The 26,311-nt window shown below is 61.3% G+C and carries 28 protein-coding genes; 19 read left to right on the plus strand and 9 right to left on the minus strand.

Annotation, left to right across the window (positions count from 1 at the left end; translation table 11 throughout):
- Positions 1-13: 13 nt before the first annotated feature.
- Positions 14-922, plus strand: a complete 909-nt coding sequence (locus AC1RAC_RS03820) for a LysR substrate-binding domain-containing protein (protein ID WP_014718355.1) — start codon at positions 14-16, stop codon at positions 920-922.
- Complete coding sequence (locus AC1RAC_RS03825) at positions 919-1,275, plus strand: MmcQ/YjbR family DNA-binding protein (protein WP_181125270.1); 357 nt, start codon at positions 919-921, stop codon at positions 1,273-1,275. Before AC1RAC_RS03820 ends, AC1RAC_RS03825 begins: the two co-directional genes overlap by 4 nt.
- Here AC1RAC_RS03825 and AC1RAC_RS03830 read toward each other — a convergent pair.
- Both AC1RAC_RS03830 and AC1RAC_RS03835 read right to left on the minus strand, forming a co-directional pair.
- On the minus strand, positions 1,264-1,647 hold the full coding sequence (locus AC1RAC_RS03830) for a DUF1294 domain-containing protein (RefSeq protein WP_034127342.1): 384 nt from the start codon (positions 1,645-1,647) through the stop codon (positions 1,264-1,266). The genes AC1RAC_RS03825 and AC1RAC_RS03830 overlap by 12 nt on opposite strands.
- Positions 1,644-2,474, minus strand: a complete 831-nt coding sequence (locus AC1RAC_RS03835) for an undecaprenyl-diphosphate phosphatase (protein ID WP_044273643.1) — start codon at positions 2,472-2,474, stop codon at positions 1,644-1,646. The genes AC1RAC_RS03830 and AC1RAC_RS03835 overlap by 4 nt, the downstream gene beginning before the upstream one ends.
- A 226-nt stretch (positions 2,475-2,700) precedes the next feature.
- Here AC1RAC_RS03835 and AC1RAC_RS03840 point away from each other — a divergent pair, with 226 nt between their 5' ends.
- From AC1RAC_RS03840 to AC1RAC_RS03850, 3 genes are all read left to right on the plus strand, one after another.
- Positions 2,701-4,335 carry a methyl-accepting chemotaxis protein gene (locus tag AC1RAC_RS03840; protein ID WP_034127340.1) on the plus strand — a complete coding sequence of 545 codons (1,635 nt, stop codon included), beginning with the start codon at positions 2,701-2,703 and terminating at the stop codon, positions 4,333-4,335.
- 200 nt (positions 4,336-4,535) lie between these two features.
- Complete coding sequence (gene pnuC, locus AC1RAC_RS03845; protein WP_034127339.1) at positions 4,536-5,099, plus strand: nicotinamide riboside transporter PnuC; 564 nt, start codon at positions 4,536-4,538, stop codon at positions 5,097-5,099.
- Positions 5,096-5,626 (plus strand): AAA family ATPase, encoded by a 531-nt coding sequence (locus AC1RAC_RS03850; RefSeq protein ID WP_259037843.1) that lies wholly within the window; start codon positions 5,096-5,098, stop codon positions 5,624-5,626. The genes pnuC and AC1RAC_RS03850 overlap by 4 nt, the downstream gene beginning before the upstream one ends.
- A 111-nt stretch (positions 5,627-5,737) precedes the next feature.
- Here the strand turns inward: AC1RAC_RS03850 and ggt are convergent, their stop codons facing one another.
- Positions 5,738-7,462: a gamma-glutamyltransferase gene (ggt, locus tag AC1RAC_RS03855; RefSeq protein ID WP_034127337.1), complete on the minus strand. Its 1,725-nt coding sequence runs from the start codon at positions 7,460-7,462 to the stop codon at positions 5,738-5,740.
- Between the two features lie 201 nt (positions 7,463-7,663).
- Between ggt and AC1RAC_RS03860 the strand changes: the two genes are divergently transcribed.
- Positions 7,664-8,809 carry a MalY/PatB family protein gene (locus AC1RAC_RS03860; RefSeq protein ID WP_492616273.1) on the plus strand — a complete coding sequence of 382 codons (1,146 nt, stop codon included), beginning with the start codon at positions 7,664-7,666 and terminating at the stop codon, positions 8,807-8,809.
- A gap of 56 nt (positions 8,810-8,865) precedes the next feature.
- Here AC1RAC_RS03860 and AC1RAC_RS03865 read toward each other — a convergent pair whose 3' ends face one another.
- Positions 8,866-9,081 carry a TOBE domain-containing protein gene (locus AC1RAC_RS03865; RefSeq protein ID WP_003173733.1) on the minus strand — a complete coding sequence of 72 codons (216 nt, stop codon included), beginning with the start codon at positions 9,079-9,081 and terminating at the stop codon, positions 8,866-8,868.
- A gap of 377 nt (positions 9,082-9,458) precedes the next feature.
- On the opposite strand from AC1RAC_RS03865, the gene AC1RAC_RS03870 reads away from it, so the two are divergent.
- The 5 genes from AC1RAC_RS03870 (at position 9,459) to AC1RAC_RS03890 (ending at position 14,257) form a co-directional block, all read left to right on the plus strand.
- Complete coding sequence (locus AC1RAC_RS03870; protein WP_032892020.1) at positions 9,459-10,709, plus strand: ribonucleotide-diphosphate reductase subunit beta; 1,251 nt, start codon at positions 9,459-9,461, stop codon at positions 10,707-10,709.
- Between the two features lie 148 nt (positions 10,710-10,857).
- Complete coding sequence (locus AC1RAC_RS03875; protein WP_089042617.1) at positions 10,858-11,346, plus strand: DUF1289 domain-containing protein; 489 nt, start codon at positions 10,858-10,860, stop codon at positions 11,344-11,346.
- Between the two features lie 236 nt (positions 11,347-11,582).
- Positions 11,583-12,503, plus strand: a complete 921-nt coding sequence (locus AC1RAC_RS03880; RefSeq protein ID WP_105226747.1) for a class I SAM-dependent methyltransferase — start codon at positions 11,583-11,585, stop codon at positions 12,501-12,503.
- A 148-nt stretch (positions 12,504-12,651) separates the two neighbouring features.
- On the plus strand, positions 12,652-13,368 hold the full coding sequence (pcsA, locus tag AC1RAC_RS03885) for a phosphatidylcholine synthase (protein ID WP_003191017.1): 717 nt from the start codon (positions 12,652-12,654) through the stop codon (positions 13,366-13,368).
- Positions 13,369-13,477: 109 nt separating this feature from the next.
- Positions 13,478-14,257, plus strand: coding sequence for a TSUP family transporter (locus tag AC1RAC_RS03890; protein WP_003191011.1), 780 nt, complete (start codon positions 13,478-13,480; stop codon positions 14,255-14,257).
- On the opposite strand, the gene nudC is transcribed toward AC1RAC_RS03890, so the two are convergent.
- Positions 14,225-15,058 (minus strand): NAD(+) diphosphatase, encoded by an 834-nt coding sequence (gene nudC, locus AC1RAC_RS03895; RefSeq protein ID WP_034127621.1) that lies wholly within the window; start codon positions 15,056-15,058, stop codon positions 14,225-14,227. The two genes, AC1RAC_RS03890 and nudC, sit on opposite strands and share 33 nt — an antisense overlap.
- A gap of 5 nt (positions 15,059-15,063) precedes the next feature.
- Positions 15,064-15,876, minus strand: a complete 813-nt coding sequence (locus AC1RAC_RS03900) for a crotonase/enoyl-CoA hydratase family protein (protein ID WP_197900493.1) — start codon at positions 15,874-15,876, stop codon at positions 15,064-15,066.
- Positions 15,877-16,060: 184 nt separating this feature from the next.
- Between AC1RAC_RS03900 and AC1RAC_RS03905 the strand changes: the two genes are divergently transcribed.
- From AC1RAC_RS03905 to AC1RAC_RS03915, 3 genes are all read left to right on the plus strand, one after another.
- Entirely contained in the window at positions 16,061-16,615 is a 555-nt protein-coding gene (locus AC1RAC_RS03905) for a UPF0149 family protein (RefSeq protein WP_054921393.1), read from the plus strand.
- Positions 16,616-16,850: 235 nt separating this feature from the next.
- Entirely contained in the window at positions 16,851-18,107 is a 1,257-nt protein-coding gene (locus AC1RAC_RS03910) for a 3-phosphoshikimate 1-carboxyvinyltransferase (protein WP_034127624.1), read from the plus strand.
- Between the two features lie 133 nt (positions 18,108-18,240).
- Complete coding sequence (locus tag AC1RAC_RS03915) at positions 18,241-18,630, plus strand: hypothetical protein (RefSeq protein WP_034127625.1); 390 nt, start codon at positions 18,241-18,243, stop codon at positions 18,628-18,630.
- A 1-nt stretch (position 18,631) separates the two neighbouring features.
- Here the strand turns inward: AC1RAC_RS03915 and AC1RAC_RS03920 are convergent, their stop codons facing one another.
- The gene (locus AC1RAC_RS03920) at positions 18,632-19,231 is read right to left on the minus strand and encodes an NAD(P)H-dependent oxidoreductase (protein WP_492616274.1); all 600 of its coding nucleotides are present in this window, start codon (positions 19,229-19,231) and stop codon (positions 18,632-18,634) included.
- Positions 19,232-19,303: 72 nt separating this feature from the next.
- Between AC1RAC_RS03920 and AC1RAC_RS03925 the strand changes: the two genes are divergently transcribed.
- Positions 19,304-19,906, plus strand: a complete 603-nt coding sequence (locus AC1RAC_RS03925; RefSeq protein WP_492616275.1) for a TetR/AcrR family transcriptional regulator — start codon at positions 19,304-19,306, stop codon at positions 19,904-19,906.
- On the opposite strand, the gene AC1RAC_RS03930 is transcribed toward AC1RAC_RS03925, so the two are convergent.
- Both AC1RAC_RS03930 and AC1RAC_RS03935 read right to left on the minus strand, forming a co-directional pair.
- Positions 19,896-20,573 carry a GNAT family N-acetyltransferase gene (locus AC1RAC_RS03930; protein WP_198791039.1) on the minus strand — a complete coding sequence of 226 codons (678 nt, stop codon included), beginning with the start codon at positions 20,571-20,573 and terminating at the stop codon, positions 19,896-19,898. The two genes, AC1RAC_RS03925 and AC1RAC_RS03930, sit on opposite strands and share 11 nt — an antisense overlap.
- Before the next feature lie 56 nt (positions 20,574-20,629).
- Entirely contained in the window at positions 20,630-21,514 is an 885-nt protein-coding gene (locus AC1RAC_RS03935) for a LysR family transcriptional regulator (RefSeq protein ID WP_054898699.1), read from the minus strand.
- 113 nt (positions 21,515-21,627) lie between these two features.
- Between AC1RAC_RS03935 and AC1RAC_RS03940 the strand changes: the two genes are divergently transcribed.
- From AC1RAC_RS03940 to AC1RAC_RS03955, 4 genes are all read left to right on the plus strand, one after another.
- Positions 21,628-22,860, plus strand: a complete 1,233-nt coding sequence (locus AC1RAC_RS03940) for an MFS transporter (RefSeq protein WP_492616276.1) — start codon at positions 21,628-21,630, stop codon at positions 22,858-22,860.
- 38 nt (positions 22,861-22,898) lie between these two features.
- On the plus strand, positions 22,899-23,609 hold the full coding sequence (locus AC1RAC_RS03945; protein ID WP_019816878.1) for a FadR/GntR family transcriptional regulator: 711 nt from the start codon (positions 22,899-22,901) through the stop codon (positions 23,607-23,609).
- Between the two features lie 105 nt (positions 23,610-23,714).
- Complete coding sequence (gene lhgO / locus AC1RAC_RS03950) at positions 23,715-24,908, plus strand: L-2-hydroxyglutarate oxidase (protein WP_054898702.1); 1,194 nt, start codon at positions 23,715-23,717, stop codon at positions 24,906-24,908.
- A gap of 55 nt (positions 24,909-24,963) precedes the next feature.
- The gene (locus tag AC1RAC_RS03955) at positions 24,964-26,289 is read left to right on the plus strand and encodes an MFS transporter (protein WP_054898703.1); all 1,326 of its coding nucleotides are present in this window, start codon (positions 24,964-24,966) and stop codon (positions 26,287-26,289) included.
- Positions 26,290-26,311 lie beyond the last annotated feature (22 nt).

The following is a 26,311-nucleotide window of genomic DNA, read 5'->3' on the forward strand; positions in this document are numbered from 1 at the left end:
CAATAGGCCCACCATGCAAGACCTCAACGACCTCTACTATTTCGCCAAAGTCGTCGAAGCCGGCGGTTTTGCTGCGGCTGGCCGGCTACTTGGCATTCCCAAATCCAGGCTTTCACGGCGCATTGCCGAACTGGAAGACCGCCTGGGTGCACGCTTGCTGCAACGCACCACCCGGCAACTGACGCTCACCGCCGTCGGCGAACGCTACCTGCGCCACTGCCAGGCCATGCTGCTTGAAGCGGAAATGGCCGACGAGGCCGTGGCCAGTATGTCCAGCGAACCACGGGGGCGCTTGCGGGTCAGTTGCCCGGTGGGCCTGGCCCAGCAGATCCTGCCGGAGCTGGTAGCCGGTTTTCTGGCCGCGCACCCGTTGGTGCAGTTGGACATGACCCTGGTGAATCGCCGCGTCGACCTGGTGGCCGAAGGCATTGATGTAGCGCTGCGCGTACGCGAACTGGGCGACGAAGACCCGTTGCTGGTCACCAAACGCCTGCGCCAGGCGCATACCGTGCTGGTGGCCAGCCCCGTTTTCATGCGTGAGCGGCGGGTCGAAACCCTGGAAGACCTCAAGCAGTTGCCAATCCTTGGCGCACTCGAGGCGGACCGAATGGTGCACCAACGCATCATCGACCCCCAGGGCAACATGCATGAGCTAGTGATGGAGGCGCGCCTGGGCATCGAAGACTTTATCGTGCGCAAGGCCAGCGCAATGATGGGCGTGGGCTTTACGGTGCTGCCAATGATGTACTGCGAAGAAGAACTGGCCAGCGGCCGGCTGGTGCAATTGCTACCGCAGTGGTCATTGCCAGGCGGCTGGCTGCAGGCGGTCTACCCGCACCGGCGCGGCGTGCTGCCGGCCATCCGGGCCTGGATCGACTACCTGGAAGAAGGCTTCAAAGGCTGTGGAGATCGGCTGTTATGAGCATGACGGAAGAACAAGTCACACGTTTCTGCCTGAGCCTGCCAGGCGCACGGGAAGACTATAAATGGGGTGGCGTGCGGGTGTTCTCGATTGCTGGCAACAAGATGTTCGCCTTGCAGAACCTGCGCGGTGAGTCGCTGGCCTTCAAGGTCGACAAAGAACTGTTCCTGGGTCACGTCGACCGCCCGGGCATTCACCCGGCGCCTTACCTGGCGAGGGCGCAGTGGGTCATCATGAACACACCCTACCCTTTGGGCGCAGAGGAACTGCGCGGCCTGTTGCAGCGCTCCCACCAGTTGGTGGTGAGCAAGCTGCCCAAGCGCACGCAGATTGGCTTGCGGCTAGAGGATTGACAGCAAGGTGCCGCCGAGGAACAGCTGGTCCAGCCAGAACACCTGGTGCAACAGCACAATCACCCAGAACAGCACCTGGTAAGACACCTTGCGCGTCTTGTGCCGGAACACCTGCTGGGCGATCAACGCCCCCGGCCAACCGCCCGCCAGTTCCACCGCATGCAGGATGTTTTCCGGGGTGCGCCAGCCTTCGGTCTGCGCCTTGCGCTTATCGCTCCAGTACAAGAAGAACGCCACCACGCTGACCACGCCATAGGCCATCAACGGAATTACCGTTTCGCCGCGGTACCACAGCAACGCAGAGCCCAGCAGCGGCGCGGCACACAGCAGTACAAAGATCAGCGCCTTCAGGCGTGGGTGCTGGATAGTCATGGCTTGACCGCAGTCCAGTCGATCCAGCCGAACTGCCAGGTCGCCAGGATCACCAGGCCGAACGCAATGCGGTACCAGGCAAACGCCGCGTAGCTGTGGCTGGCGATGAACTTGAGCAGGGCCTTGACCGCAATCATGGCGAAGATGAACGAGGTGACAAAGCCAATGGCGAACACCGGCAGGTCCGCGGGCTGGAACAGGTCACGGTATTTATAGCCCGAGTACACCGCCGCACCGACCATGGTCGGCATCGCCAGGAAGAACGAGAACTCGGTAGCTGTCTTGCGCGACAGGCCGAACAACAGGCCGCCGATGATCGTTGCACCGGAGCGCGAAGTGCCCGGGATCATCGCCAGACACTGGGCCAGGCCGACCTTGAGGGCGTCTTTCCAGGTGATGTCGTCGACGGTTTCAGCCCGCACTGCATGTTGGCGGCGCTCGGCCCACAACATGATCACGCCACCCACTACCAGGGCAGTCGCTACAGTGATCGGGTTAAACAGATAGTGCTTGATCAGGTCGGCAAAAATCACCCCCAATACCACCGCCGGCAACACGGCGATGATCAGGTTGACGGTAAAGCGCCGGGCCTTGGGCTGGGTCGGCAGGCCGATGACCACGTCAAAGATCTTGCGCCGAAACTCCCAGACTACCGCCAGGATCGCGCCCAGCTGGATGATGATATTGAAGGCTTCGAAACGCTCGCCGCCAAAATTGATCAGGTCGGCGACGATGATCTGGTGGCCAGTGCTGGAGATCGGCAAGAACTCCGTAAGCCCCTCGACGATGCCGAGAATCAATGCCTGTATGGCGGTCCAAAAATCCATGCTGTCTCCAAAGGTCATGCGCGTGGCATGCCTCATAGTCTTTTTTAAGTTCACTGACGACGAGCGCACACAAGCGCCCGCGGTTGATTCTCAACGCCGGTCTGCAAAAATTCCGTGAAAAATCAGGCAGTACTCAGGTTTTTCGATTCCGGGCCGAAAGCCTATCAGACACGCCGGAAATCTCGAAGCAGCACCACAATTATAAAGAGCAGGGAGTGACAGGACGATGAACAGTTTGCGCAGCATGTCGATCAGCCGCCGCCTTTGGCTGATCCTGATAGTCGCCGTGTTGATGCTGCTGGCCTTGGGGCTGTTGATGCTCAACCAGATCCACGGCGACCTCTACCAGGCCAAGCGCCAGCAGACCCAGCACGTGGTACAGACCGCCAGTGGCGTACTCAGCTATTACCAGAACCTGGAAAAAACCGGCGTACTGACCCGCGACGCCGCGCAACAACAGGCCTTGAGCGCGGTGCGCGGCCTGCGTTACGACCACGATGATTACTTCTGGATCAACGACCTCACCCCCGTGATGATCATGCACGCGGCCAACCCCAAGCTCGACGGTCAGAACCTCTCGGCAATTCGCGACCCGGACGGTTTCGCCGTGTTCAACGAATTCGTGAGCCTGGCCAAGGCCAAGGGCGCCGGCATCGTCAACTACCGCTGGCCGAAACCCGGCGCCGAAGCGCCGGTAGAGAAAACCTCGTACATCCAACTGTTCGAACCCTGGGGCTGGATTATCGGCTCCGGCGTCTACGTCGACGATGTACAGGCTGAATTCAGGGGCCAGGTGTGGAAAGCCTCGGCCATTGGCCTGGGCATTGCGTTGATGATGGCCGTGCTGGTGGTGTTGATCGCTCGCAGCATCGTGCAGCCGTTGCAGGCGGCGGTGAATGCCATGGGCAATATCGCCAGCGGCGAAAGCGACCTGACCCACAGCCTCGACACCCACGGTCGTGACGAACTGACCGCACTGGCCCAGCACTTCAATAGCTTCACCGCCAAGCTGCGCCAGGTTGTCGGCCAGTTGCAGGTGTGCGCGAACGCCCTGGGCCAGTCGTCCACCGAGCTGGGCCACAACGCCAGCCAGGCCCATGACCGCAGCCAGCAGCAATCGCAGCAGATGGAACTGGTGGCCACCGCCATCAATGAAGTCACCTACGGCGTGCAGGACGTAGCGAAGAATGCCGAACACGCCGCCAGCGAAATGCGCGATGCCCAGGCCCAGGCACAACAGGGCCAGGTCAACATCGACGGCAGCTTGCAGCAGATCGACCAGCTCTCCACCACCATCAGCCAGGCTGTGGAGGTGATCCGCACACTCTCCAGCGAAAGCACGCAGATCGGCGGGGTACTGGAGGTGATCCGCTCCATCGCCGACCAGACCAACCTGCTCGCCCTCAACGCCGCCATCGAAGCCGCCCGCGCCGGGGAGCAAGGCCGTGGGTTTGCGGTGGTTGCCGATGAGGTGCGACTGCTGGCCCAGCGCACGCAGAAATCCACCGCCGAGATCCAGGTAATGATCGAGCGCCTGCAAGGTCACTCGGAAGCGGCGGTCAAGGTCATCAGCGACAGCCACAGCGCCTCGCAACTGACCATCGAGCAAGCCGGCCAGGCCGGTGCAAGCCTCACCGCCATCGGCCAGGCACTGCACAACCTCAACGGCCTGAACGCCTCGATTGCCAGCGCCACCCTGCAGCAGGCCCATGTGGTGGAAGACATCAACCAGAACGTCACCCAAGCGGCCGGGCTGTCCCACAGCACGGCGCTGGCGGCGGAGCAATCGAGCGTGGCGAGTGCGCAGTTGCGTGGCTTGAGTGAGCAGCTTGATGGGTTGCTGCGCCAATTCCGAATCTAGCGCTGATTAGCCTTTTGTAGGAGCGAGCTTGCTCGCGAAAAACCCATAGGCACCGCGGTTATTCAGACAATACGCGGTAACGTTGACGATCTTCGCGAGCAAGCTCGCTCCTGCAGAGGGCAATGACGCATTGCTGTGTTTGAGGATCGGTGAGCTCTGGGTACAATCACCGCCCTCTCCCACTCTCCCAAGGATCCACCATGTCCGGGCTTGAACTGTTCGCCGCCGCCCTGGGGGTGATCGCTGTCTGGCTGACGGTCAAACAAAACCCCTGGTGCTGGCCCATCGGCCTGGTGATGGTGTTGCTCTACACCTGGGTGTTTTTCGAGGTCAAGCTCTACTCGGACATGCTGCTGCAAGTGGTCTACGCGGCGCTGCAAGTTTACGGTTGGTGGCAGTGGACCCGCGCTGGCGAGGTCAAGCAAGGCCGCCAGGTCACCAGCCTGAAAGCGCCGGCAATCATGGCCAGCCTGGCTGTGGGCGCCGTCGGCAGTCTGCTGCTGGGCGCCGCCATGGCCCACTGGACTGACGCCGCCCAGCCCTGGCTCGACGCCGCCCTCACCGGCTTCAGCCTGGTCGCGCAGATGTGGATGGCGCAAAAACGCGTGCAGTGCTGGCCGTTGTGGATTGTGGTGGATGTGATCTTCGTCGGCCTGTTCCTCTACAAAGGCCTCTATCTCACGGCTGCACTCTATGCATTGTTTACCGTGATTGCCGTGCAAGGCTGGCGCGAATGGCGCGCCGACCCGGCGTTACGCGCATGAAAGTGGTGGTATTGGCGGGCCCCGAATCCAGCGGCAAGAGCTGGCTGGCGGCGCAGTTGCACGCGCGCTTCGGCGGGTTGATGGTGGGGGAATATGTGCGGCACTTCATCGATCAGCATCAGCGCGACACCACCCTGGCGGATATCCCGGCCATTGCCCAGGGCCAGTTGGCCTGGGAGGACGCCGCCCGCGCCAACCGCCCCGCCTTGCTGATCCTCGACACCCACCTGCTGACCAACAAGCTCTGGAGCCAGACCCTGTTCGGCGACTATCCCGGCTGGCTTGATGACGAGCTACTGGCGCGGCATTACGACCTGCACTTGCTGCTCTCACCCGAGGATGTGGAATGGAGTGCCGACGGCCAGCGCTGCCAGCCGGAACTGGCGGATCGCCGGGCGTTTTTTCAGGCCAGCCTGGAGTGGATGCAGGAGCATCGACAGCCACTGGTGGTGATTGGCGGAGATTGGGAGCAGCGCCGCCAGGCGGCATTTACCGCCGTCAAGCAGTTGCTCGCCTTCCCCCTGTAGGAGCGAGCTTGCTCGCGAAAAACCGGAGTGCGCCGCTGTGAATCAGGCACCCCGCGTTATCGTTAACGATCTTCGCGAGCAAGCTCGCTCCTACACCAACGGTGTGAAGCCTTAGTAACCCAACGACAACCCCGTATTGCGTCGCGGGTCATTGGCCCCATAGAAGCGGTTGTTACCCACCGGCTTGCCATCCAGAGCAGGCGCACCGACCAGGATCGCCGCCAAATGGTTGGCATCTTGCGGACCAGCAAACTTATGGCCCCAGCTCTCGAGAATCTTCTGGGTATCCGGGCTCACGGCAAACGTCTCAAGGTTGGTGGTCTCAGGCATCCACTGCTGGTGGAAGCGCGGCGCGTCCACGGCTTCCTGGATATTCATCTTGTAGTCGATGACATTCAGGATGGTCAGCAAGGTGGCAGTGATGATGCGGCTGCCCCCCGGTGTACCGACGACCATCACCGCCTTGCCGTCCTTGGTGACGATGGTCGGGCTCATCGACGACAGCGGCGCCTTGCCCGGTGCGATGGCGTTGGCTTCGCCCTGCACCAGCCCGTACATGTTCGGCACGCCGACCTTGACGGTGAAGTCGTCCATTTCATCGTTGAGAATCACCCCGGTCTTGCTCGCCATCACCCCGGCGCCAAACCAGTCGTTGAGGGTATAGGTCACCGAGACCGCGTTGCCCCATTTGTCGACGATGGAATAGTGGGTGGTGTTATTGCCTTCATGGGGCGATACACCCGGTTTGATTGCCTGGGAATCACCGGCCTTTTGCGGTTCGATCGCCGCACGTAGCTTGGCCGCGTAGTTCTTGTCCAGCAGATGCTCGATGGGGTTCTTCACGAAGTCCGGGTCACCGAGATAGCTGTTGCGGTCCACGTAGGCGTGGCGCATCGCTTCGATCTGGTAGTGCAGGCCCTGTGCCGAGTGATAGCCCAGGTCGGCCATTGGGTAGCCTTCGAGGATGTTCATGATCTGGCAGATCACCACACCGCCGGAGCTGGGTGGCGGCGCCGAGACCACATGGTAGCCACGGTAGTCGCATTCGATGGGGGCCAGTTCGCGGGTTTTGTAGGCGTCGAGGTCGGCCTGGGTGATGATGCCTTTGCCGGCCTGGCTGGAATCCACTACCGCCTTGGCGACCCAGCCTTTATAGAAACCGTCGGTGCCCTTGGCCGAGATTTCCTTGAGGGTCTTGGCCAGGTCCTTCTGCACCAGCTTCTGGCCTACCTGCATCGGCTCGCCGTTATGCAGGAAGATGCCACGCATATCCTGGTCTTTTTCGAACTCACCGGTGGCGGTGTGCAACAGGTCGATATCGCCCTGCTCCAGCGCAAAGCCGTTTTCCGCCAGCTTGATCGCCGGGGCAATCACTTGGGCGCGCTTGAGGGTGCCGTATTTGCTCAGGGCCAGCTCCATGCCGGACACCGTGCCCGGTACGCCGACCGCCAAATGGCCTTTGGCGCTGAGGCCCTCGACCACATTGCCGGCCTTGTCGAGGTACATATCGGCCGTCGCCGCCAACGGGGCTTTTTCGCGGAAGTCGAGGAAGGTCTTGCGCCCGTCCGCCAGTTGCACCGTCATGAAACCGCCACCGCCCAGGTTGCCCGCCGCCGGGTACACCACCGCCAGTGCGTAACCCACTGCCACCGCCGCATCGACCGCGTTGCCGCCGGCCTTGAGCACATCGACCCCCACATGGGTTGCCAGGTGCTGGGCCGTGACCACCATGCCATTTTCACCCGCAACCGGGGCTTGGGAAGCTGCATGCACCCCGTTGATCGTTAATACCAGCGCGGTAGCAATCAAGGTGTGACTCAAGGGTTGGTATTTCATCCATGGCTACTCTGATTATTGAGATGCACCAAAATAGCCCCTCGCTGATTCAATCCCCAGCGCAATGGCGTTTTTATTACAGAACTTGTCGGTCATGGAACGCACACCGCTGTGCAAGGCGGCAATCAGCTCTGGCCTATAAAATTAATGGCGCTAGAATCGGCGCCATTCTTTCGCCGCCGCCCTGATACGAGCCTGTCCATGAGCTTTGATTTCGACACGATCCACCCACGCTTCGATACCGGCAGTACCAAGTGGAGCCGTTACCCGCAAGATGTTCTGCCGATGTGGATCGCCGACATGGACATCGCCGCGCCGCCCGCCATTTTGCGCGCCCTGCACGCGCGCCTGGACCAGCAGATTCTCGGCTACAGCGTGGCCGGCCCGGACGTGCGCGACGCCATCGTCGCTGACCTGTGGGCCAAGTACGCCTGGCGCGTGCAGCCCGAAGAACTGTTGTTCCTGCCCGGCGTCGAGCCTGGCTTCAATATGGCCCTGCACGCATTCGTCCAGCCCGGCCAGGCGGTGGTGCTGCAAACCCCCAACTACCGGCCGATTCGCCTGGCGCCGGGCAACTGGAATCTGCCACGTATCGAAATGCCGTTCGAGTTGCTCAACGGCGAATACGTCACGCCTATGCCTGCGATGCGCCAGGCATTGAGCGGTGCCGGTGCGTTGCTGCTGAGTAATCCGCACAACCCCATCGGCAAGGTATTTCCCAGGGAGGAACTGACGGCGGTAGCCAATGCCTGCCTGGAAGCTGGCGCGCTGATCATCAGCGACGAGATCCACGCAGAGCTGTGCTTCGACGGCCGTCGCCATATCCCCACCGCCAGCCTCAGCCCCGAGATTGCCCAGCGCACCATCACCCTGATGTCGGCGAGCAAGGCTTATAACGTGGCCGGCTTGAAGACCTGCTTTGCGGTGGTCCAGAACGCCGAAGTGCGCGAGCGTTTCAATAACGCGCGCTGCGGCATGGTCGACAGCGTCAGCCCCCTGGGCCTGGAAGCCACCCGAGCCGCCTACAGCCAATGCGGCGACTGGCTCGCTGCGCTGTTGCAGTACCTGCAGGCCAACCGTGACTACCTGCTCGATGCAGTAAAGACTCGCTTGCCTGGTGTGGTGATGCATGCACCACAGGGCACCTTCCTGGCGTGGCTCGATTGCAGCGCTCTTGGCCTGGATGACCCGCAGCAGTTTTTCCTGGAGCAGGCCAAGGTCGGCCTGAGTTCAGGGATCGAATTTGGCGATGACAGCCAGCAGTTCGTGCGCCTGAACTTCGGTTGCCCACGGGCGATGCTGGAGGAAGGTATACAGCGCATGGAACGTGCCTTGCGCCAGCGCTAACCTGCCCGACGAGGCATTCGTGGGAGGGGCAGGCAATCCCCTCCCACATTATTCATTCACAACTTGGCGATGGACACTTCAGTCGATTTCACGAAGGCAATCACTTCACTGCCCACCTTCAATTCCAGATCACGCACCGAACGTGTGGTAATCACCGACGTCACAATGCCAGACGCGGTTTGCACATCGATTTCCGACACCACTTCCCCCAGTAGAATCTCCTTGATCACGCCTTTGAACTGGTTGCGCACGTTGATCGCTTTGATGGTCATGTCGGCTTTCCTTTTGGCTGTTGGGTCAATCCGCACGAATGCGCAGGCCCTCAAATTGCGCCTCGATAGAAAAGATTAAAAGAAATAAATATCTATTTATCTATTCTATAAAGATATATGAAGTAAATATTCTTCGCCTCCCATCTGCCCGGCGCCCAACGTTCGGCAGCGACTTATAACCGCACATCTTGTGCGTTGACCAACCTTGTTACACACCATATAGTGTGCCCACAAACAAAACAGACCACTACATAGTGTGCAGAATCGGTATTTGCCGACCACACTCAGCGCAGTATTTCAATGCCTGGTAGCCTGCAAATCGCACATTTTTTGGACGGGTTGAACACCGTCAGAACGGATCAGAAGGGAGTATTTCAATGCTGAGTTGGGATGAAGTCGACAACGAAGACACCGGTGCAGCGGTGATCAAAGGCGCCAACGCCGGCCACGCCACCGAAGCCAACATGGACCGCCTCGACGGTGCCGGCGCCGCTGCCGCCGTGGAAGCCCGCGCCGTCACCGCCAACGACTCCGCCGCCATCGTGCGCGCCAAGGCCGCCCTGGACAAACTCGACGTCGCCGAAGGCCTCGCCGAACTCGAAGGCGCCTCCGCCCGCGTCGCCGTTGACGAAAAGCGCATGATCAACTGCCGCGCCGACCTCAACCAACTCGTGCCATTCAAGTACGACTGGGCCTGGCAGAAGTACCTCGACGGCTGCGCCAACCACTGGATGCCGCAAGAGGTCAACATGACCGCCGACATCGCCCTGTGGAAAAACCCCGAAGGCCTGACCGACGACGAACGCCGTATCGTCATGCGCAACCTGGGCTTCTTCTCCACCGCCGACTCCCTGGTGGCCAACAACCTGGTGCTGGCCGTGTACCGCCTGATCACCAACCCGGAGTGCCGCCAGTACATCCTGCGCCAGGCCTTCGAAGAAGCGATCCACACCCACGCCTACCAGTACTGCATCGAATCGCTGGCCATGGATGAAGGTGAGATCTTCAACATGTACCACGAGATTCCATCGGTCGCCAAAAAGGCCGCCTGGGGCCTCAAATACACCCGCTCGATCTCCGATCCGAAGTTCGAAACCGGCACCGTCGACACCGACAAAGAACTGCTGCGCAACCTGGTCGCCTACTACTGCGTGCTGGAAGGCATCTTCTTCTACTGCGGCTTCACCCAGATTCTGTCCATGGGCCGCCGCAACAAAATGACCGGCGTGGCCGAGCAGTTCCAGTACATCCTGCGCGATGAGTCGATGCACCTGAACTTCGGTATCGACGTGATCAACCAGATCAAAATCGAAAACCCGCACTTGTGGGACGCCGAGATGAAGGAAGAAGCGACCCAGATGATCCTGCAAGGGACGCAGCTGGAGATCGAATATGCTCGGGATACCATGCCTCGTGGGGTGTTGGGTATGAATGCGGCGATGATGGAAGACTATCTGAAGTTCATCGCTAACCGTCGCCTGTCGCAGATCGGCTTGAAGGAAGAGTACCCAGGCACGACTAACCCGTTCCCGTGGATGAGCGAGATCATGGACTTGAAGAAAGAGAAGAACTTCTTCGAGACCCGTGTGATCGAGTATCAGACCGGCGGCGCGTTGAGCTGGGACTGAATCAACACGAACCAATAAATGTGGGAGCGGGCTTGCCCGCGATAGCGCTGTATCAGTCACGGATGTACCCACTGACACACAGCTATCGCGGGCAAGCCCGCTCCCACATTGGCTATTGATGATCCATAGACTTTGCAAGCAAGCCTTTATGCCCAACCAAACCATCAAAACCCCTTGCGTCGGCCTGTGCTCCACCGTCTACGGTGACCTGGTCTGTCGGGGCTGCAAGCGCTATCACCACGAGGTGATCCAGTGGAATGGCTATAACGCCGAGGAAAAGCAGGCGGTGTGGCTGCGTCTGGAACAACTGCTGGTACAGGTAATGGTCAGCAAGCTGGAAGTGTTCGACCCGCACTGCCTGCGACAGCAGTTGGAAGCGCGCAAGATTCGTTTTATGCCGCACCAGTCGCCGTATTGCTGGGCATACCAGTTGATTGCGCGGGGTGCGCGGGTGATTTCCAGGCTGGATGCCTATGGTTTGACGCTGTTACCGGAGTTTCGTGAACGCCACCTGGCGGATTTGCGCGATGCGATAGATCGAGAGTTCTTTTTGCTGTCCGAGGCACATTACGAACGCTATATCGCCCCGGTTTTCTTGAAAGAGTCATTCGGGCCGGCGCTGATTGCCACGCGCTGACCCAAATCGCAAACACTGCGGGAACTGGCCATAGGTAGTTACATTACTGCGGTACAACGCTGGACCTGTGGCGAGGGAGCTTGCTCCCGTGACGGCCCTGACAGCCGACGATGATCCAACTCACGCTCCGCGATCCAAGGTAGATAAGCGTCGACCATCAGGCCGTCATCGCAGGCAAGCCAGTTCCCACCCAATTGTGTTTAAAATGCCGCCCGCCCGATGACTGACGCTTAACGATGAACCCAGACGCACTCGCTACCCTGCACGCCCACTTGCTCACTGCCCTGGCTGACGCGCCCGCGGAAACCCGGCGCCTGTTCCATGGCCGTGGCCGTTGCTGGCCGGGCCTGGAACAACTGACGGTGGACTGGCTGCAAGGGGTGGTGCTGGTTGCTTTGTTCAAAGAAACCGAGCACCTGGATGCCCTGAAGCACACGCTGTTGCAGATCGAGTGGAGCCGTTTCGGCGTGCACACCGTGGCCCTGCAACACCGCTACCTGCCGCAAAGCACCACCGAATGGCTGGTGGGCAACGCCATCGACGAACTGACCATCACCGAGGGCGGCCTGCGCTACCTGATCGACCTGGGTAAAAAACAGAACAGTGGGTTGTTCCTGGACATGCGTTACGGGCGCAACTGGGTGCGCGAACAGGCCCAGGGCCAGCGTGTGCTGAATTTGTTTGCCTATACCTGCGGTTTTTCCGTGGCCGCCATCGAAGGCGGCGCCGACCATGTGGTGAACCTGGACATGGCCCGTGGGGCCCTCAGCCGTGGCCGCGACAACCATCGCCTGAATGGGCACGACCTGAGCCGGGTGAGTTTCCTCGGCCACGATCTGTTCAAGTCCTGGGCCAAGGTGACGAACAACGGTCCTTACGACCTGGTGATCATCGACCCGCCCTCCTTCCAGAAAGGCAGTTTCCTGCTGACCAAGGATTACCAGCGCGTGCTGCGCCGCCTGCCGGACTTGCTCAGTGCCCACGGCACCGTATTGGCATGCATGAACGATCCGGCCTTCGGCGAAGACTTCCTGATCGACGGCGTGACCCGCGAAGCACCGGGCCTGCGGTTTGTACAGCGGCTGGAAAACCCACCGGAATTTCCTGACATTGATCCGCAGAGTGGACTAAAGGCACTGGTGTTCCGTCAGGGCTGATGCCGAAACATCCTACGCTTGCTACGCTAACGGATACGCCGGGCGGTGAACCTTATCCTCCCCTTCCCGGTCGATACCTGCATTCCCTGGCCAGACTCGACGGCGCTACGTTGTCGGCTGCCCCGTTTGACCTTTTGGAGAACCGCCCGTGATATCGACCCTGCATGTAGCCAGACTCAAAGCCTGGGGCGCCCACGGCTTTACCGCCACCGGTGTGGTACTGGCCTTTTTGGCCACCCTGGCGCTGCTGGAAAACTCCCCCAAGGCGTGCCTGCTATGGCTGGGCCTGGCACTGGTGGTGGATGGCGTCGACGGCTCGCTGGCGCGACGGGTGAATGTCAGCACGGTGCTGCCCAGCTTTGACGGCTCGGTGCTGGACCTGGTGATCGACTACCTCACCTACGTGTTCATTCCTGCACTGTTTATCTACCGCTACATCGACCTGCCTGATTTCACCCACCTGTTTGCGGTTTCGGTGATTCTGGTGTCGTCGCTGTTCTGCTTTTGCAACGTGAACATGAAGAGCAAGGACAACTACTTCGTCGGCTTCCCTGCCGCCTGGAACGTCGTTGCCCTGTGCGTCTATATCATCCAGCCGGATGCCTGGGTCACCTTGCTGACCGTGATCGGCCTGGCGCTGTTGACCGTCACGCCGATGAAGTTCCTGCACCCGTTCCGGGTCAAGCGCTTCATGCCGATCAACATCGCGGTGACCACCATCTGGCTGCTGTGCAGCTTCCTGATGGTGGTGGATTACCCGAACACCAACCCTTGGACATTTGGCTTATGGTCGCTGATGTCGGCGTACTTCCTGGGTATCTGCATCTGGCGCACGGCCGTGGAATGGCTGGGCGCGCACAAATAACAAGCGGGCTCGGTAAAAAATGTGGGAGGGGGCTTGCCCCCTCCCACATTTGAGTCACATCGCAGTAAGATGCTGGCCTTCTGCGGCCCTCCAACAATAAGCCCTGCCCATGCCTTTCGAACTCAGCGTTGACCTCACCACCCTGGCCATCCTGGCCGTTGTCGCTTTTATCGCCGGTTTTATCGACGCCATCGCCGGCGGTGGCGGTTTGTTGACCACGCCCGCCCTGCTCACCGCTGGTATGCCGCCGCACCTGGTGCTGGGCACCAACAAGCTCAGCTCCACCTTCGGCTCGGCCACCGCCAGTTTTACCTTCTACCGGCGCAAGCTGTTCCACCCACGCCAATGGGTGCACGCCATCGTCGGTACCTTGATCGGCGCACTGACCGGCGCGGTCGTCGCCCATTACTTGCCTGCCGAAACCCTGAACAAAATGCTCCCGGTGATCGTCTTCGCCTGCGGTGTGTACCTGCTGTTCGGTGGCACGCCCAAGGCGCCACTGGACGCGGAGGCACCGATCAAAAAGAAATGGCAAGCCACCCAGGGCTTTGGCCTGGGTTTCTACGACGGCGTGGCGGGGCCCGGCACGGGGGCGTTCTGGACGGTCAGCACGATGCTGCTGCACCCCATCGACCTGGTGAAGGCCAGCGGCGTAGCGCGCAGCATGAACTTCGTCAGCAACGCGGCGGCGCTGACGGTGTTTATCATCAATGGTTCGGTGGACTGGATTGTCGGCCTGGCGATGGGGGTATCGGTGATGTGTGGCGCGTTCTTTGGCGCACGCAGCGCGATCAGCGGCGGCGCCAAATTCATTCGCCCGGTGTTTATCACCGTGGTCCTGGGCCTGACCGTGCGCCTAGCCTGGCAGCACTGGTTCAGCGTGGCCTAAACGGCGGGCCACGTAGAGGTCGATGAGGTAACGCGCAATCGAGCGTGACGCCGGCAACGGCGGCAGCTCGTGGATATTGAACCACTGCGCGTCCTCGATCTCGTCGGCCTGGGGCACAATATCGCCACCGGCGTATTCGGCGTGAAAGCCCAGCATCATCGAGTGAGGGAACGGCCAGCATTGGCTGCCCATGTACTGGATGTTCTTGACCTCCAGCTGCACCTCTTCACGCACTTCACGGATCAGGCAGTCTTCGGCGGACTCACCCGGCTCGGCAAAACCGGCCAGGGTGCTGTAGACCCCGGTGACGAAACGCGGCGAACGCGCCAGCAGGATGTCATCGCCACGGGTCACCAGCACGATCATGCTCGGTGAGATCCGTGGGTAGCTGCGCAGGTCACAGGCCTGGCAATACATCGCCCGCTCCCTCGGCACCTGTACCATCGCCTGGCCACAACTGCCACAAAAACGGTGTTCCCGCGCCCAGGTACCGATCTGCGCGGCGTAGCCCAGCACCTTGTACAGGGTGTGATCACCTTGCAGCATAAAGCCGCGCAAGCCCTGCCAACTGCACCCTGGCACATCAGCCGGCGAGTCGAGTTCCAACAGGTACACCGGCTCGCCGTCGAGGTGGCCGATGCCGTGTTCGGCAAACACCGGCAGGTCCTGGCGCTTGAGCCATTCGCGCGGGAACAGCGGGCCGTTGGTGTCGTGTAAGAAGCCTTCGCGGCTGCGGGCGACGGCCCAGCCGCCGGGGGCGTCGTTGTCCAGCAGCGTTGTGGTAATCCAGCCTGGGGTCATGTCAGTCAATCCACGAATTCGGGTTTCTGCTTACTCATATGGGCCGCAATGGCCACGCGCAGGTCGTTGGATTGCAACATAGCCGAGTTCCAGGTGGCAACGTATTCCAGGCCGTCATTGACTGTGTGGTCACGCATGTAGCTGATCATGGCCTTGGTGCCGGTCACGGCAATCGGCGACTTGGCGGCGATTTGATGGGCCAGGTCCATGACACCCGCCAGCAGGCTTTCATGATCGCCAAACACGCGATTGACCAGGCCGATGCTGCGCGCTTCTTCGGCGCCGAATTGACGACCGGTATAGGCCAGTTCACGCAGCATGCCGTCGCCGATGATGCGCGGCAGGCGTTGTAAGGTGCCGACGTCGGCGGCCATGCCGATGTCGATTTCCTTGATCGAGAATTGCGCGTCCTCGGCTGCATAACGCATGTCGCACGCGCTGATCAGGTCGATGGCGCCGCCAATGCAGTAGCCCTGGATCGCCGCCAGCACGGGCTTGCGGCAAGTGTCCACGGCGTTGAACGAAGCTTGCAGCTCGAGAATCTTGCGGCGCAGCAGGCGCGCATTGCGACCCACGTCCTTGCCAAAATCATTGGCGATCGAGGCCAGCATCATCAGGTCGATGCCCGAGGAAAAATGCTTGCCCGCGCCGCTGAGCACCACGGCACGCACGGCGTCGGTCTCGTCGACCCATTGGAAGATGTCGATGATTTCGGTCCAGAACGCCGCGTTCATGGCGTTGATCTTTTCCGGGCGATTGATCTGCACATGGGCAACGTTGCCGCTGAGTTCGACAACGAAGGCTTGGTATTCGGACATGGCAGTGATCCCTGACTGGCGATTGAGAAAGGCCAGACTATATCAAGGGTGCGCCACGGCGCATCGGCCAAAAACGGGACTGACCACGGTGAGGGAAAAGACGCTGGATAAAACCCGATGCACAGGCCATCCTTTGCGCTTTAAGCCGCGCTGTGCGCGGCGCTCGACGTTTTAAGGAAATGCCATGCACGCCCAACCCCTCGCTCCCGCCGATTTCGAATTCATTGACGCCACCTTGCTCAAATACGGCGAAGACCACTCGGTGCTGAACATGGCCGAACTCGACGGTTATTTCACCGCCCTGGTTTCCAGCCCGGCCAAGGTGGATGTGGCCGAGTGGTTCCCGGCAATCTGGGGTGGGCAAAACCCTGAATGGGACAACATGGACGAGGCCCAGGCTTTTCTTGAGCTGTGTGTACGCCATATGAATACCCTGGCCGCACAATTGGCCACTGACTCCCAGGCATTCAAAGCCCGTTTCGATGAAACCGAACATCAAGGCCAGGCGGTGACCCTTGCCGAGGAATGGTGCTTTGGTTATGTGCGCGGCGTGACAATCGCCAACTGGCCGCCATTGCCCGCTGTACAAGCCGGGCAACTGGAGCGGATTTCCTGCTGCGCCGAACAGGACAATTTCGAACTGCCGGCAGACCTGGATGTAAACGCCCATCAACTGCAGGTCAGCGAAATCGAACCGGCTGCGCGGGCGCTGCATGACTACTGGCTGAGCCAGCGCTAAGGCAGTAGGAGCGAGCTTGCTCGCGAAAAACTTCCAGGCGCCGCGTTCATTCAGGAAGCACGCTTATCGTTGACGTTTTCGCGAGCAAGCTCGCTCCTACATTAGGGACGCAGCGCATGCCAATAAATCACGCAGATCACCCACTCACTCGACAAGCATGGCGTGTTTGCCTGATGATTCGGGTCCGCACGTCGGCCACTCCACGCCACCTTGCCTTGACCAGGAGCCTTGTACCTTGAGTTCGCAGAAAACCGTGACCGTTACACCGCCCAACTTCCCCCTCACTGGCAAGGTCGCGCCCCCCGGCTCCAAATCCATTACCAACCGTGCGCTGTTGCTCGCGGCACTGGCCAAGGGCACCAGCCGTTTGAGCGGTGCGCTCAAAAGTGATGACACGCGCCACATGTCGGTCGCCCTGCGGCAGATGGGCGTCACCATCGACGAGCCGGACGACACCACCTTTGTCGTCACCAGCCAAGGCTCGCTGCAATTGCCGGCCCAGCCGTTGTTCCTCGGCAACGCCGGCACCGCCATGCGCTTTCTCACGGCTGCCGTCGCCACCGTGCAAGGCACCGTGGTACTGGACGGTGACGAGTACATGCAAAAACGCCCGATCGGCCCGCTGCTGGCCACCCTGGGCCAGAACGGCATCCAGGTCGACAGCCCCACCGGTTGCCCACCGGTAACGGTGCATGGCGCGGGCAAGGTCCAGGCCAGGCGTTTTGAGATTGACGGAGGCTTGTCCAGCCAGTACGTATCGGCCCTGCTGATGCTGGCGGCGTGCGGCGAAGCGCCGATTGAAGTGGCGCTGACCGGCAAGGACATCGGCGCCCGTGGCTATGTGGACCTGACCCTCGATTGCATGCGTGCGTTCGGGGCCCAAGTAGACATCGTGGACGACACCACCTGGCGCGTGGCCCCCACGGGCTATACCGCCCATGATTACCTGATCGAACCCGACGCTTCCGCCGCCACTTACCTGTGGGCCGCAGAAGTACTGACCGGTGGCCGTATCGATATTGGTGTAGCCGCGCAGGACTTCACCCAGCCCGACGCCAAGGCACAGGCCGTGATCGCGCAATTCCCGAACATGCAGGCCACGGTGGTGGGTTCACAAATGCAGGATGCGATCCCGACCCTGGCGGTGCTCGCCGCATTCAACAATACCCCGGTGCGCTTTACTGAACTGGCGAACCTGCGCGTCAAGGAATGTGACCGCGTGCAGGCGCTGCACGATGGCCTCAACGAAATTCGCCCGGGCCTGGCGACCATCGAGGGCGATGACCTGCTGGTCGCCAGCGACCCCGCCCTGGCTGGCACCGCCTGCACCGCACTGATCGACACCCACGCCGACCATCGCATCGCCATGTGCTTTGCCCTGGCCGGGCTGAAAGTCTCGGGCATTCGCATTCAAGACCCGGACTGCGTAGCCAAGACCTACCCTGACTACTGGAAAGCGCTGGCCAGCCTGGGCGTTCACTTAAGCTACTGACACACAAACCTGTAGGAGCGAGCTTGCTCGCGAAAAACGTTAACCAAAACGCGTGTTTGCTGAATGAATGCGGCGCCTGTGAGTTTTTCGCGAGCGAGCTCGCTCCTACAACTGAACCTTGCCGGGAGCGTCAATGACCCTTCGCCAACCCTGCCCACCCGGCGCCTGTGTCTGCAACCGTGAACAACTGCTGGAAGCTCCCGGCGCTGATCTGCGCATTCTGCAACTGACGCGACAGCAGGAAAAAATCCTGCTGGAGCGCCTGGAAAATCTCAAGAGCCTGCAAGACCTCGAACACCTGCAACAGCGGATGTACGACCAACTCGGCATCCGCGTACACATCGCGCCCGGGCATACCGAGGTCAAAAGCATGCGCGGGATCCAGATCGTCATCGACGAACTGCCGGGCATGTGCCGCAAGACCCGCCAGTCGATCCCCGCCTCCATTCGCCGTGGCCTGGAGAAAAACCCAGAGATTGCCTACCGCTTGCTCGACGCCCACGACCTGTTTCGCGACGCTTGAATTATCCCGCGATGGCCTCACGCTCAAACAACCTGTGCCCCACGGTCCGGGCCTTGTGCAAATGCGCCTGGGCCGTGCCACTTTCCGAGTCCAACAACAACTCGGAAGTGAGTACCCGCGCCCCGCAATAATCAAAGATGCCGTAGTCGATCTGGGTATTCATGGCCTTGGCATAACCGTGTCGATCGAAGGCGCTTTCGTCAGCCGCCCCCAGGGCCAGCACATGCACGTGCAAATGCCTGAGTTTCTTCTGCACCGGTGTATCGGGGCCGTAATCAATCGCCCAGCCATTGACGAATACGCGGTCGACCCAACCCTTGAGCAACGCCGGCATCGACCACCAGTAGATGGGGAACGCCAGCACCAGCGCGTCGGCGCGGTCTATGCGGGCCTGTTCGGCCACCACGTCGGCTGGCGGCGTCGCCCGAGTACGGTGCACCCGATGGTCGGCCGCGCTGTAGCGTGGGTCGAACCCTTCAGCGGCAAGGTCGGCTATTTCAAAGGTGTGGCCAGAGGCGCTCAAGCCTGCACCCACCTCGGCGGCCACGCTATGGGTAAGGGATTGTGGGTCGTGATGGGCAACAACGATCAGTGCGTGCATGACTTTGACTCCATTTCGGATTAATCTACTTTTAGTAAGTTACGTCGAATAAGTTACTTTTGGTATATAAGCATGTCAAGCAGTGAATCCCCTGCCCCACGTCGTCGTTTGTCCCGTGAAGATCGCCTGCGCCAGTTACTCGACGTGGCCTGGCAATTGGTGCGTGACGAGGGCTCCGACGCCCTGACCCTGGGCCGCCTGGCCGAGCTGGCGGGCGTCACCAAACCGGTGGTGTACGACCACTTCGCTACACGCGCGGGTTTGCTGGCCGCGCTGTATGCAGACTTCGACGTGCGCCAGGACCAGGTGTTTGCCGATGCCATCGCCACCAGCAAGGCGACTCTTGAGGACCGCGCGTGGGTTATCGCGTCGTCGTATGTCGATTGTGTGTTGTTGCAAGGTCGGGAAATCCCCGGGGTGATTGCCGCCTTGAGCGGTTCGCCGGAGTTGGAAGCGTCCAAGCGCGAATACGAGGCGATCTTTCTCGATAAATGCCGAGACGCGCTGTCGCCCTTCACCCACGGCGGCAGTATTTCCCAGGCCGGGTTGCGCGCCATGCTCGGCGCGGCGGAAGCCCTGTCCCATGCGGCGGCCAATGGCGAGATCAGCCGCGAGGAAGCTCAGCAGGAACTGCTGGAGACTATCCTCGGGATGGTCAGGCGCGTCAGGCCGTAGGCAGACGGCCCTGGACGAACAGTTGCGCCTTGCGCGTCAACTGGTCCAGGTGCCGATCACGCTGTTTCTCTGCGTCGACCATGGCGCGCTTGCCGTGTTTTTGCAGCAGGTAGGTGTGGATCTGCCGCACTTCGAGCGAGCTGTAGATTGAAGCCACATCCAACACGCCCATCAGCCCATCGGTGCCGTAGTTGCGGGTGTTCATCACGACCTGGGTGCCACGCGCACCGCGTACCTGGAAACCCATGGCTTCGAACACCGCAACCTTCTCTACCGCACAGGCCAGTTCGGCGTGGGGATAACGCGCCAACACCTCGTCCATCAGGCTGCGTGCCACACCCTGGCGACGAAAGCGGGCGTGTACCGCCATAAACGCGATGCCACACGCGTGCGGATCATCCTTCACCGGCAGGTACAGGCAAAAGCCCACCACCGTCTCGTCTTCCATTGCCACGACCAACTCGACGGCGATGCCCTTTTCGCCATTCAACGCCTCAAGGTACAGGTGTACCTCAAACCCGATGGCGTACTGGTAGATGTTGTAGAGCAGGTTGCTCGGTGCCAGCGCTACGCTGCTGATATCGGTGAGGTTGTCCACCACCATCTGCAGGATCTGGCTGTTGACCGGTTCGGGGCACGGCGTGGTGTAGCGGGTAAGGCTGAACATGCAAATTCCTGGGGTTTCGCGTCAAGGCAGCGGCGATTGTACCTGTTGCGCGCCGCTCATGGCCCGCACACCTCGCGCAAACATGCGCGCAGCCAGCGATGGGCCAGGTCGGCGTCCTGCCGCGGGTGCCACAGCATCGCCACGGTAAATGGCGGCAATGTCACCGGCAGCTCAAAGCAGTACAAGCCTCGAGGCGGCACTGTGATATAGCGCTCAGGCACGCTGGCGATCAGGTCGGTATCACGCGCCAGGGCGATGGCCGTGTTGAAACCGGCGACCACGATGCCGACCTGCCGAACCAGACCTTGCGCCTCAAGGGCCTCGTCGATCTGGCCACGGTCCTGCCCACGCCGCGACACGTAGACATGTTGTCCCTGGGCGAAACGCGCTGCGCTAAGAGGGCCGCGGCTCAGAGCATGGCCCTCGCGCACCACGCCCACCAGGCGGTCACGGAACAGCGCCTGGGTCAGCACCTCCGGGCTGGCGCCGGCATCGACCACACCGGTTTCCAGGTCGACGACACCGTCGCGCAGCAACGTACTGTGCTTGTCGCTCTTGTGCACGAAACGCAATCGCACCCCTGGGGCGTCCTGGGCGATACGCGCCAGCAAGGCGGGGCCGAAGCGTTCGACGAACTCCTCGCTAGTGCGCAGGGTGAAGGTGCGCACCACCTCACCCAAGTCCAGGGTGTTTGCCGGGCGCAATACCGCATGGGCGTCCTGCACCAATTGGCTGACCTGTTCACGCAATTGCAACGCCCGGGGCGTCGGTACCAGGCCGCGCCCGGCACGTACCAGCAGCGGATCGCCAGTGGCTGCACGCAAACGCGCCAGGGCCCGGCTCATGGCCGAAGGGCTCAGGCGCAGGCGCTGGGCGGCGCGAGCGACGCTGCCTTCGGCAAGCAACACGTCCAGGGTGATGAGTAAATTGAGGTCGGGCATGGGGTCTCCTTATCAGGCGTTGGATGCAGCTATAACCTGCAACCCCTGCGTCTTCCGCCATCTTAAGCGACGCCGTAGATTTGCGACAGGTGCATTCACTCAAGGAAACGCGCATGCAAACCTCCACACGCGGCGGCCTGGTGGCCTTGTCGCTGTCCATGTTGCTGGCCGCCCTGGGCACCAGCATCGCGAATGTCGGCCTGCCCAGCCTGGCGCACGCCTTCGGGGCATCGTTTCAGGCCGTGCAGTGGGTGGTGCTCGCCTACCTGCTGGCCATCACCGCCGTGATTGTCAGCGCCGGGCGCCTGGGCGACCGTCTGGGGCGCCGGCGCTTGCTGCTGGCCGGGTTGCTGGTGTTTGCCCTGGCCTGCGCCGGTTGTGCCGCCGCGCCAACCCTGTCCTGGCTGATCGGCGCACGGGCATTCCAGGGCCTGGGCGCGGCGATCATGATGGCGATGACCCTGGGCATGGTCGGTGACACGGTCACGAAAGCGAATACGGGCCGGGTCATGGGCCTGCTCGGCACTATGTCGGCACTCGGCACGGCCATGGGGCCGAGTGTCGGCGGAGTATTGCTCAGCCTGTGGAGCTGGCGCGCGCTGTTTCTGATCGGCCTGCCCTTGGCGGGTGTGGCTGCCGCCCTCGCCTACCGTTATTTGCCGGCGGATGCTAACGCCCGCGAAGCTTCGCCAGGCGATACACTCTGGGCGCCCCTGCGCGATGCGCCGTTGCGCGCCGGCCTGGTCATGAGCGTTCTGGTGTCGGCGGTGATCATGGCCACGTTTGTGGTGGGCCCGTTCTACCTGTCCCGTGGCCTGGGCCTCGATCCCGCCTGGATGGGCTTGGCCATGGCCGTCGGGCCAACGGTCGCGGCGGTTACCGGTGTACCGGCGGGTTACCTGACCGATCGCCTCGGCAGTCAACGCCTGACCCTCGTGGGGCTGAGCGTGATGCTGTGCGGGGCTATGTTGCTGTCGCAGGCGCCCGGGCTTGGTGTTTATCTCGCGGCGCTGATCGTGTTGACAGCCGGCTACAGCCTGTTCCAGGCGGCCAACAACACGGCGGTAATGAGCGATATACAGGCGACACGCCGAGGCACAGTGTCCGGCCTGCTGAATCTGTCGCGTAACCTGGGCCTGATTTTCGGCGCATCGGCCCTCGGCGCGGTGTTCGCCCACACCACCCCGGATGTCAGCCATGCCGCGCCCCAGGCGGTGGCAGCCGGCCTGCACGCCACCTTCGCCATGGCGGTAGGTTTGCTGTTACTGGCTGTGCTGATCGCCTGGAGACGCGCACATTCCCTGGCCAGCGCGAAGCAGACAAACGTTGACAAGCTAAAATCGTAACGACTATTGTCTGACAACCTGATCACCAAGGTTTTCCCATGCTTGAGCTCCAGCGCCCCGATTCGCTTGTCGTACGGGTTGTCAGCGCCATTCGCGCAGAAATCGAATCCGGCCAACTGGCCCCGGAGTCGCGCCTGCCGACCGAACAGCAACTGGCCGAACAACTCAACGTCAGCCGCTCCGTGGTGCGTGAAGCCATTGCCCAGCTCAAGGCCGACGGTGTGCTCACCGCCCGCCGTGGCCTGGGCTCGTTTATTTCGCAGACCCCTGCAGGCACGGTGTTTCGGTTTCCACAGCCCAATGGTCGGCGACCTGACCTGGCGCAAATGTTCGAAGTGCGCTTGTGGATCGAAACCCAGGCCGCTTCGATTGCCGCCCAGCGCCGCGACAGCGCCGACCTGCAGCGCATGAAAAGCGCGTTGCAGGCCATGCAGGACAACCGCGACGACTTTGAAGCCGCAGCCCTGGCCGATGTGGAATTCCACCGTGCCATTGCCGACGCCAGCAAGAATGACTACTTCGTGGCCTTCCATGACTTCCTCAGGAGCCAGTTGGCCAGTGCGCGTAAAACCGCGTGGGAAAACTCGGCCTCGCGCTTTGCCACCGGTTCGGCCGACGCGACCCAGGAACATCAACAGCTCTACCAGGCCATTGCCGACGGCGACGCCCAGCGCGCCGCCGCCAGTGCCGAGGCGCACCTGCGTGCCGCGGCGCGACGCCTGCAACTGGAATTACCCACCACGAATTGATCCACCTTGTTTGCAGCGTGTCCGTGGACACGCCATTTTTTTAACAAAAACATTAGTCTGACAACCTGATAAGCAGACTGAAATGTACAGCCTAGGTACCCAGCAATGATTCATGACTTTTGCATTATCGGCGGCGGCATTGTCGGCCTGGCCACCGCCATGGAGCTGCTCAAGCGCCAACCCGGCGCGTCGCTGGTGATCCTGGAAAAAGAGTCGGTACTGGCCAGGCACCAGACCGGCCACAACAGCGGCGTGATCCATGCCGGCATCTACTACGCACCCGGCAGCCTCAAGGCCGATTTGTGCAAGCGCGGCGCCGAAGCCACCAAGCAGTTCTGCCGCGAACACGGGATCAAATTCGAGGTGTGCGGCAAGCTGCTGGTGGCCTCAAGCCCGCTGGAAATGCAACGTATGGAAGCGCTGTACGCCCGTGCCCAGCTCAATGGCATGCAGGTCGAGCGCCTGAATGCCGAACAACTGCGCCAGCGTGAACCGAACATCGTCGGCCTCGGCGGCTTGTTTCTCGATGCCACCGGGATTGTGGATTACCGCCAAGTGTGCGAGACCATGGCCCAGGTGATTCGTCGCAACGGTGGGCAGATCTGCCTGGAACGCACCGTCACTGCCATCCACGAAAACACCGATACGGTCACCGTCAACACCGAGGGCGAGACCTGGCAGGCCCGCCACCTGGTGGTGTGCGCCGGCTTGCAGTCGGACCGCCTGGCACGCCTGGCCGGCATCCGTATCGACCATCAGATCATCCCGTTTCGGGGCGAATACTTCCGCCTGCCCGCCGCCAAGAACAACATCGTCAACCATCTGATCTACCCGATCCCTGACCCGGAGCTGCCCTTCCTCGGCGTGCACCTGACCCGCATGATCGACGGCAGCGTCACCGTCGGCCCGAATGCCGTGCTGGGCCTGGGCCGCGAGAACTACCGCAAGTTTTCGGTGAACTGGCGCGACGTGGCGCAGTACGCCAGCTTCCCGGGTTTCTGGAAAACCCTCTGGCAAAACCTCGGTTCGGGCACCACCGAGATGAAGAACTCCTTGTTCAAGTCCGGCTACCTGGAGCAGTGCCGCAAGTACTGTCCGTCCCTGACCCTCGATGACCTGCTGCCCTACGAGGCCGGTATCCGTGCCCAGGCAGTGATGCGCGACGGCAGCCTGGTGCACGACTTTCTGTTCGCCCAAACCTCACGAATGCTGCATGTGTGCAATGCGCCCTCGCCGGCCGCCACCTCGGCCATGCCCATCGGCGCGATGATCGCCGACCGCCTGTTCCACCCCCAGTAACACCGCACCGCCCGTTCACCCAACAATAACTACAAGACCCAGAAGGAAGTCCAGCATGTCGGCATCCGCCTCCATTCCCGGTACCGAAACGCCCGAACAAACCCGCAAGCGTCTACGCAAAGTAGCCGCCGCCACCATCTTCGGCTCGATGCTGGAGTGGTACGACTTTTACCTGTACGCCACCATGGCGGCGATTGTGTTTTCGAAGATCTTCTTCGATAACAGCGACCCGAAGACTGCCACGCTGATGGCCTTTTCGACCTTTGCCATCGGCTTTATCGCACGCCCTTTCGGCGGCATCCTGTTTGGCTACCTGGGCGACAAGTTCGGGCGCAAGCAAGTGCTGGTGCTGACCTTCTGCCTGATGGGCGTGTGCACCACCTTGATCGGCTTGATCCCCAGCTACGCCTCCATCGGCATATGGGCCCCGATCCTGCTGGTGTTTATCCGCATCATCCAGGGCCTGGGCGCGGGTGCCGAGTTGTCGGGGGCGGCGGTCACGTCCTACGAGCATGCCTCCCAAGGCAAGCGTGGCAGCCAGGGCGCCTGGCCGGCACTGGGCCTGAACCTGGGCCTGTTGCTGTCCTCGCTGACTATTTACCTGCTGACCATCAACGGCAACGAGTTCCTGCTGGCCGGCGGCTGGCGCATTCCGTTTATCTGCAGCATCGTGCTGGTGGGCGTCGGCCTGTGGGTGCGCAACAGCATTCCGGAAACCCCACAGTTCGAAGCGCTGAGCAAGGAAAAAGCCAGAGCCAAGCCATCGCCCCTCAAGGCCTTGTTCAAGAACGACCTCAAGGGCCTCGCCGTGGTGTTTTTTGTCGCGATTGGCTACAACGCCCTGAGCTACATCTTCAAGACCTTCTCCCTGGCGTACCTGACCCAATTCAAAGGCGTGGACGTGCATGTCACCTCGCTGTCGGTGACCATCGCCAGCCTGGTAGCCATCGTCGCCGTGCCCTGCTTCGGCTGGCTGTGTGACAAGTGGAGCAGCAAGGCCGTGTTGATGCTCGGCGGGCTGTGCTCGCTGTTGTTCGCCTACCCGTTCCTGGCCCTGCTCAACAGTGGTGAAAGCCTGATGATTTACCTCGCAATCGGTGTGGGCACCGGTATCCTCGCGCCGATGATGTTTGCGCCCCAGGGCTCGTTCCTGAGCCGGCAGTTCCCGACGCAAACGCGCTCTTCGGGTTTTGGCACCGGGCGGGAAATCGGCACCGCCATTGCCGGTGGCCTGGCACCGCTGGGCGCGCTATCTATGGTAGCGGCCTCGGCCACCCACTCCACCGATGGCGTGGTGGTGATCCTTGCGATTTCTGCCTTGTTGGTGGTGGTGTTTGCCCTTTGCGATCAGGGCGCGAAACACTCGGCATTCAAGAACTGAGCAAAAAAGTTCGGACCAACGG

This window comes from Pseudomonas sp. GW823-FHT02F05, from assembly GCF_058797315.1.

Excerpts from the sequence above, each read along its gene's own strand:
- AC1RAC_RS03820 (WP_014718355.1), top strand. The coding sequence starts at position 14 with ATGCAAGACCTCAACGACCTCTACTATTTCGCCAAAGTCGTCGAAGCC.
- AC1RAC_RS03825 (WP_181125270.1), top strand. The coding sequence starts at position 919 with ATGAGCATGACGGAAGAACAAGTCACACGTTTCTGCCTGAGCCTGCCA.
- AC1RAC_RS03830 (WP_034127342.1), bottom strand. The coding sequence starts at position 1,647 with ATGACTATCCAGCACCCACGCCTGAAGGCGCTGATCTTTGTACTGCTG.
- AC1RAC_RS03835 (WP_044273643.1), bottom strand. The coding sequence starts at position 2,474 with ATGGATTTTTGGACCGCCATACAGGCATTGATTCTCGGCATCGTCGAG.
- AC1RAC_RS03840 (WP_034127340.1), top strand. The coding sequence starts at position 2,701 with ATGAACAGTTTGCGCAGCATGTCGATCAGCCGCCGCCTTTGGCTGATC.
- pnuC (WP_034127339.1), top strand. The coding sequence starts at position 4,536 with ATGTCCGGGCTTGAACTGTTCGCCGCCGCCCTGGGGGTGATCGCTGTC.
- AC1RAC_RS03850 (WP_259037843.1), top strand. The coding sequence starts at position 5,096 with ATGAAAGTGGTGGTATTGGCGGGCCCCGAATCCAGCGGCAAGAGCTGG.
- ggt (WP_034127337.1), bottom strand. The coding sequence starts at position 7,462 with ATGAAATACCAACCCTTGAGTCACACCTTGATTGCTACCGCGCTGGTA.
- AC1RAC_RS03860 (WP_492616273.1), top strand. The coding sequence starts at position 7,664 with ATGAGCTTTGATTTCGACACGATCCACCCACGCTTCGATACCGGCAGT.
- AC1RAC_RS03865 (WP_003173733.1), bottom strand. The coding sequence starts at position 9,081 with ATGACCATCAAAGCGATCAACGTGCGCAACCAGTTCAAAGGCGTGATC.
- AC1RAC_RS03870 (WP_032892020.1), top strand. The coding sequence starts at position 9,459 with ATGCTGAGTTGGGATGAAGTCGACAACGAAGACACCGGTGCAGCGGTG.
- AC1RAC_RS03875 (WP_089042617.1), top strand. The coding sequence starts at position 10,858 with ATGCCCAACCAAACCATCAAAACCCCTTGCGTCGGCCTGTGCTCCACC.
- AC1RAC_RS03880 (WP_105226747.1), top strand. The coding sequence starts at position 11,583 with ATGAACCCAGACGCACTCGCTACCCTGCACGCCCACTTGCTCACTGCC.
- AC1RAC_RS03890 (WP_003191011.1), top strand. The coding sequence starts at position 13,478 with ATGCCTTTCGAACTCAGCGTTGACCTCACCACCCTGGCCATCCTGGCC.
- nudC (WP_034127621.1), bottom strand. The coding sequence starts at position 15,058 with ATGACCCCAGGCTGGATTACCACAACGCTGCTGGACAACGACGCCCCC.
- AC1RAC_RS03900 (WP_197900493.1), bottom strand. The coding sequence starts at position 15,876 with ATGTCCGAATACCAAGCCTTCGTTGTCGAACTCAGCGGCAACGTTGCC.
- AC1RAC_RS03905 (WP_054921393.1), top strand. The coding sequence starts at position 16,061 with ATGCACGCCCAACCCCTCGCTCCCGCCGATTTCGAATTCATTGACGCC.
- AC1RAC_RS03915 (WP_034127625.1), top strand. The coding sequence starts at position 18,241 with ATGACCCTTCGCCAACCCTGCCCACCCGGCGCCTGTGTCTGCAACCGT.
- AC1RAC_RS03920 (WP_492616274.1), bottom strand. The coding sequence starts at position 19,231 with ATGCACGCACTGATCGTTGTTGCCCATCACGACCCACAATCCCTTACC.
- AC1RAC_RS03925 (WP_492616275.1), top strand. The coding sequence starts at position 19,304 with ATGTCAAGCAGTGAATCCCCTGCCCCACGTCGTCGTTTGTCCCGTGAA.
- AC1RAC_RS03930 (WP_198791039.1), bottom strand. The coding sequence starts at position 20,573 with ATGTTCAGCCTTACCCGCTACACCACGCCGTGCCCCGAACCGGTCAAC.
- AC1RAC_RS03935 (WP_054898699.1), bottom strand. The coding sequence starts at position 21,514 with ATGCCCGACCTCAATTTACTCATCACCCTGGACGTGTTGCTTGCCGAA.
- AC1RAC_RS03940 (WP_492616276.1), top strand. The coding sequence starts at position 21,628 with ATGCAAACCTCCACACGCGGCGGCCTGGTGGCCTTGTCGCTGTCCATG.
- AC1RAC_RS03945 (WP_019816878.1), top strand. The coding sequence starts at position 22,899 with ATGCTTGAGCTCCAGCGCCCCGATTCGCTTGTCGTACGGGTTGTCAGC.
- lhgO (WP_054898702.1), top strand. The coding sequence starts at position 23,715 with ATGATTCATGACTTTTGCATTATCGGCGGCGGCATTGTCGGCCTGGCC.
- AC1RAC_RS03955 (WP_054898703.1), top strand. The coding sequence starts at position 24,964 with ATGTCGGCATCCGCCTCCATTCCCGGTACCGAAACGCCCGAACAAACC.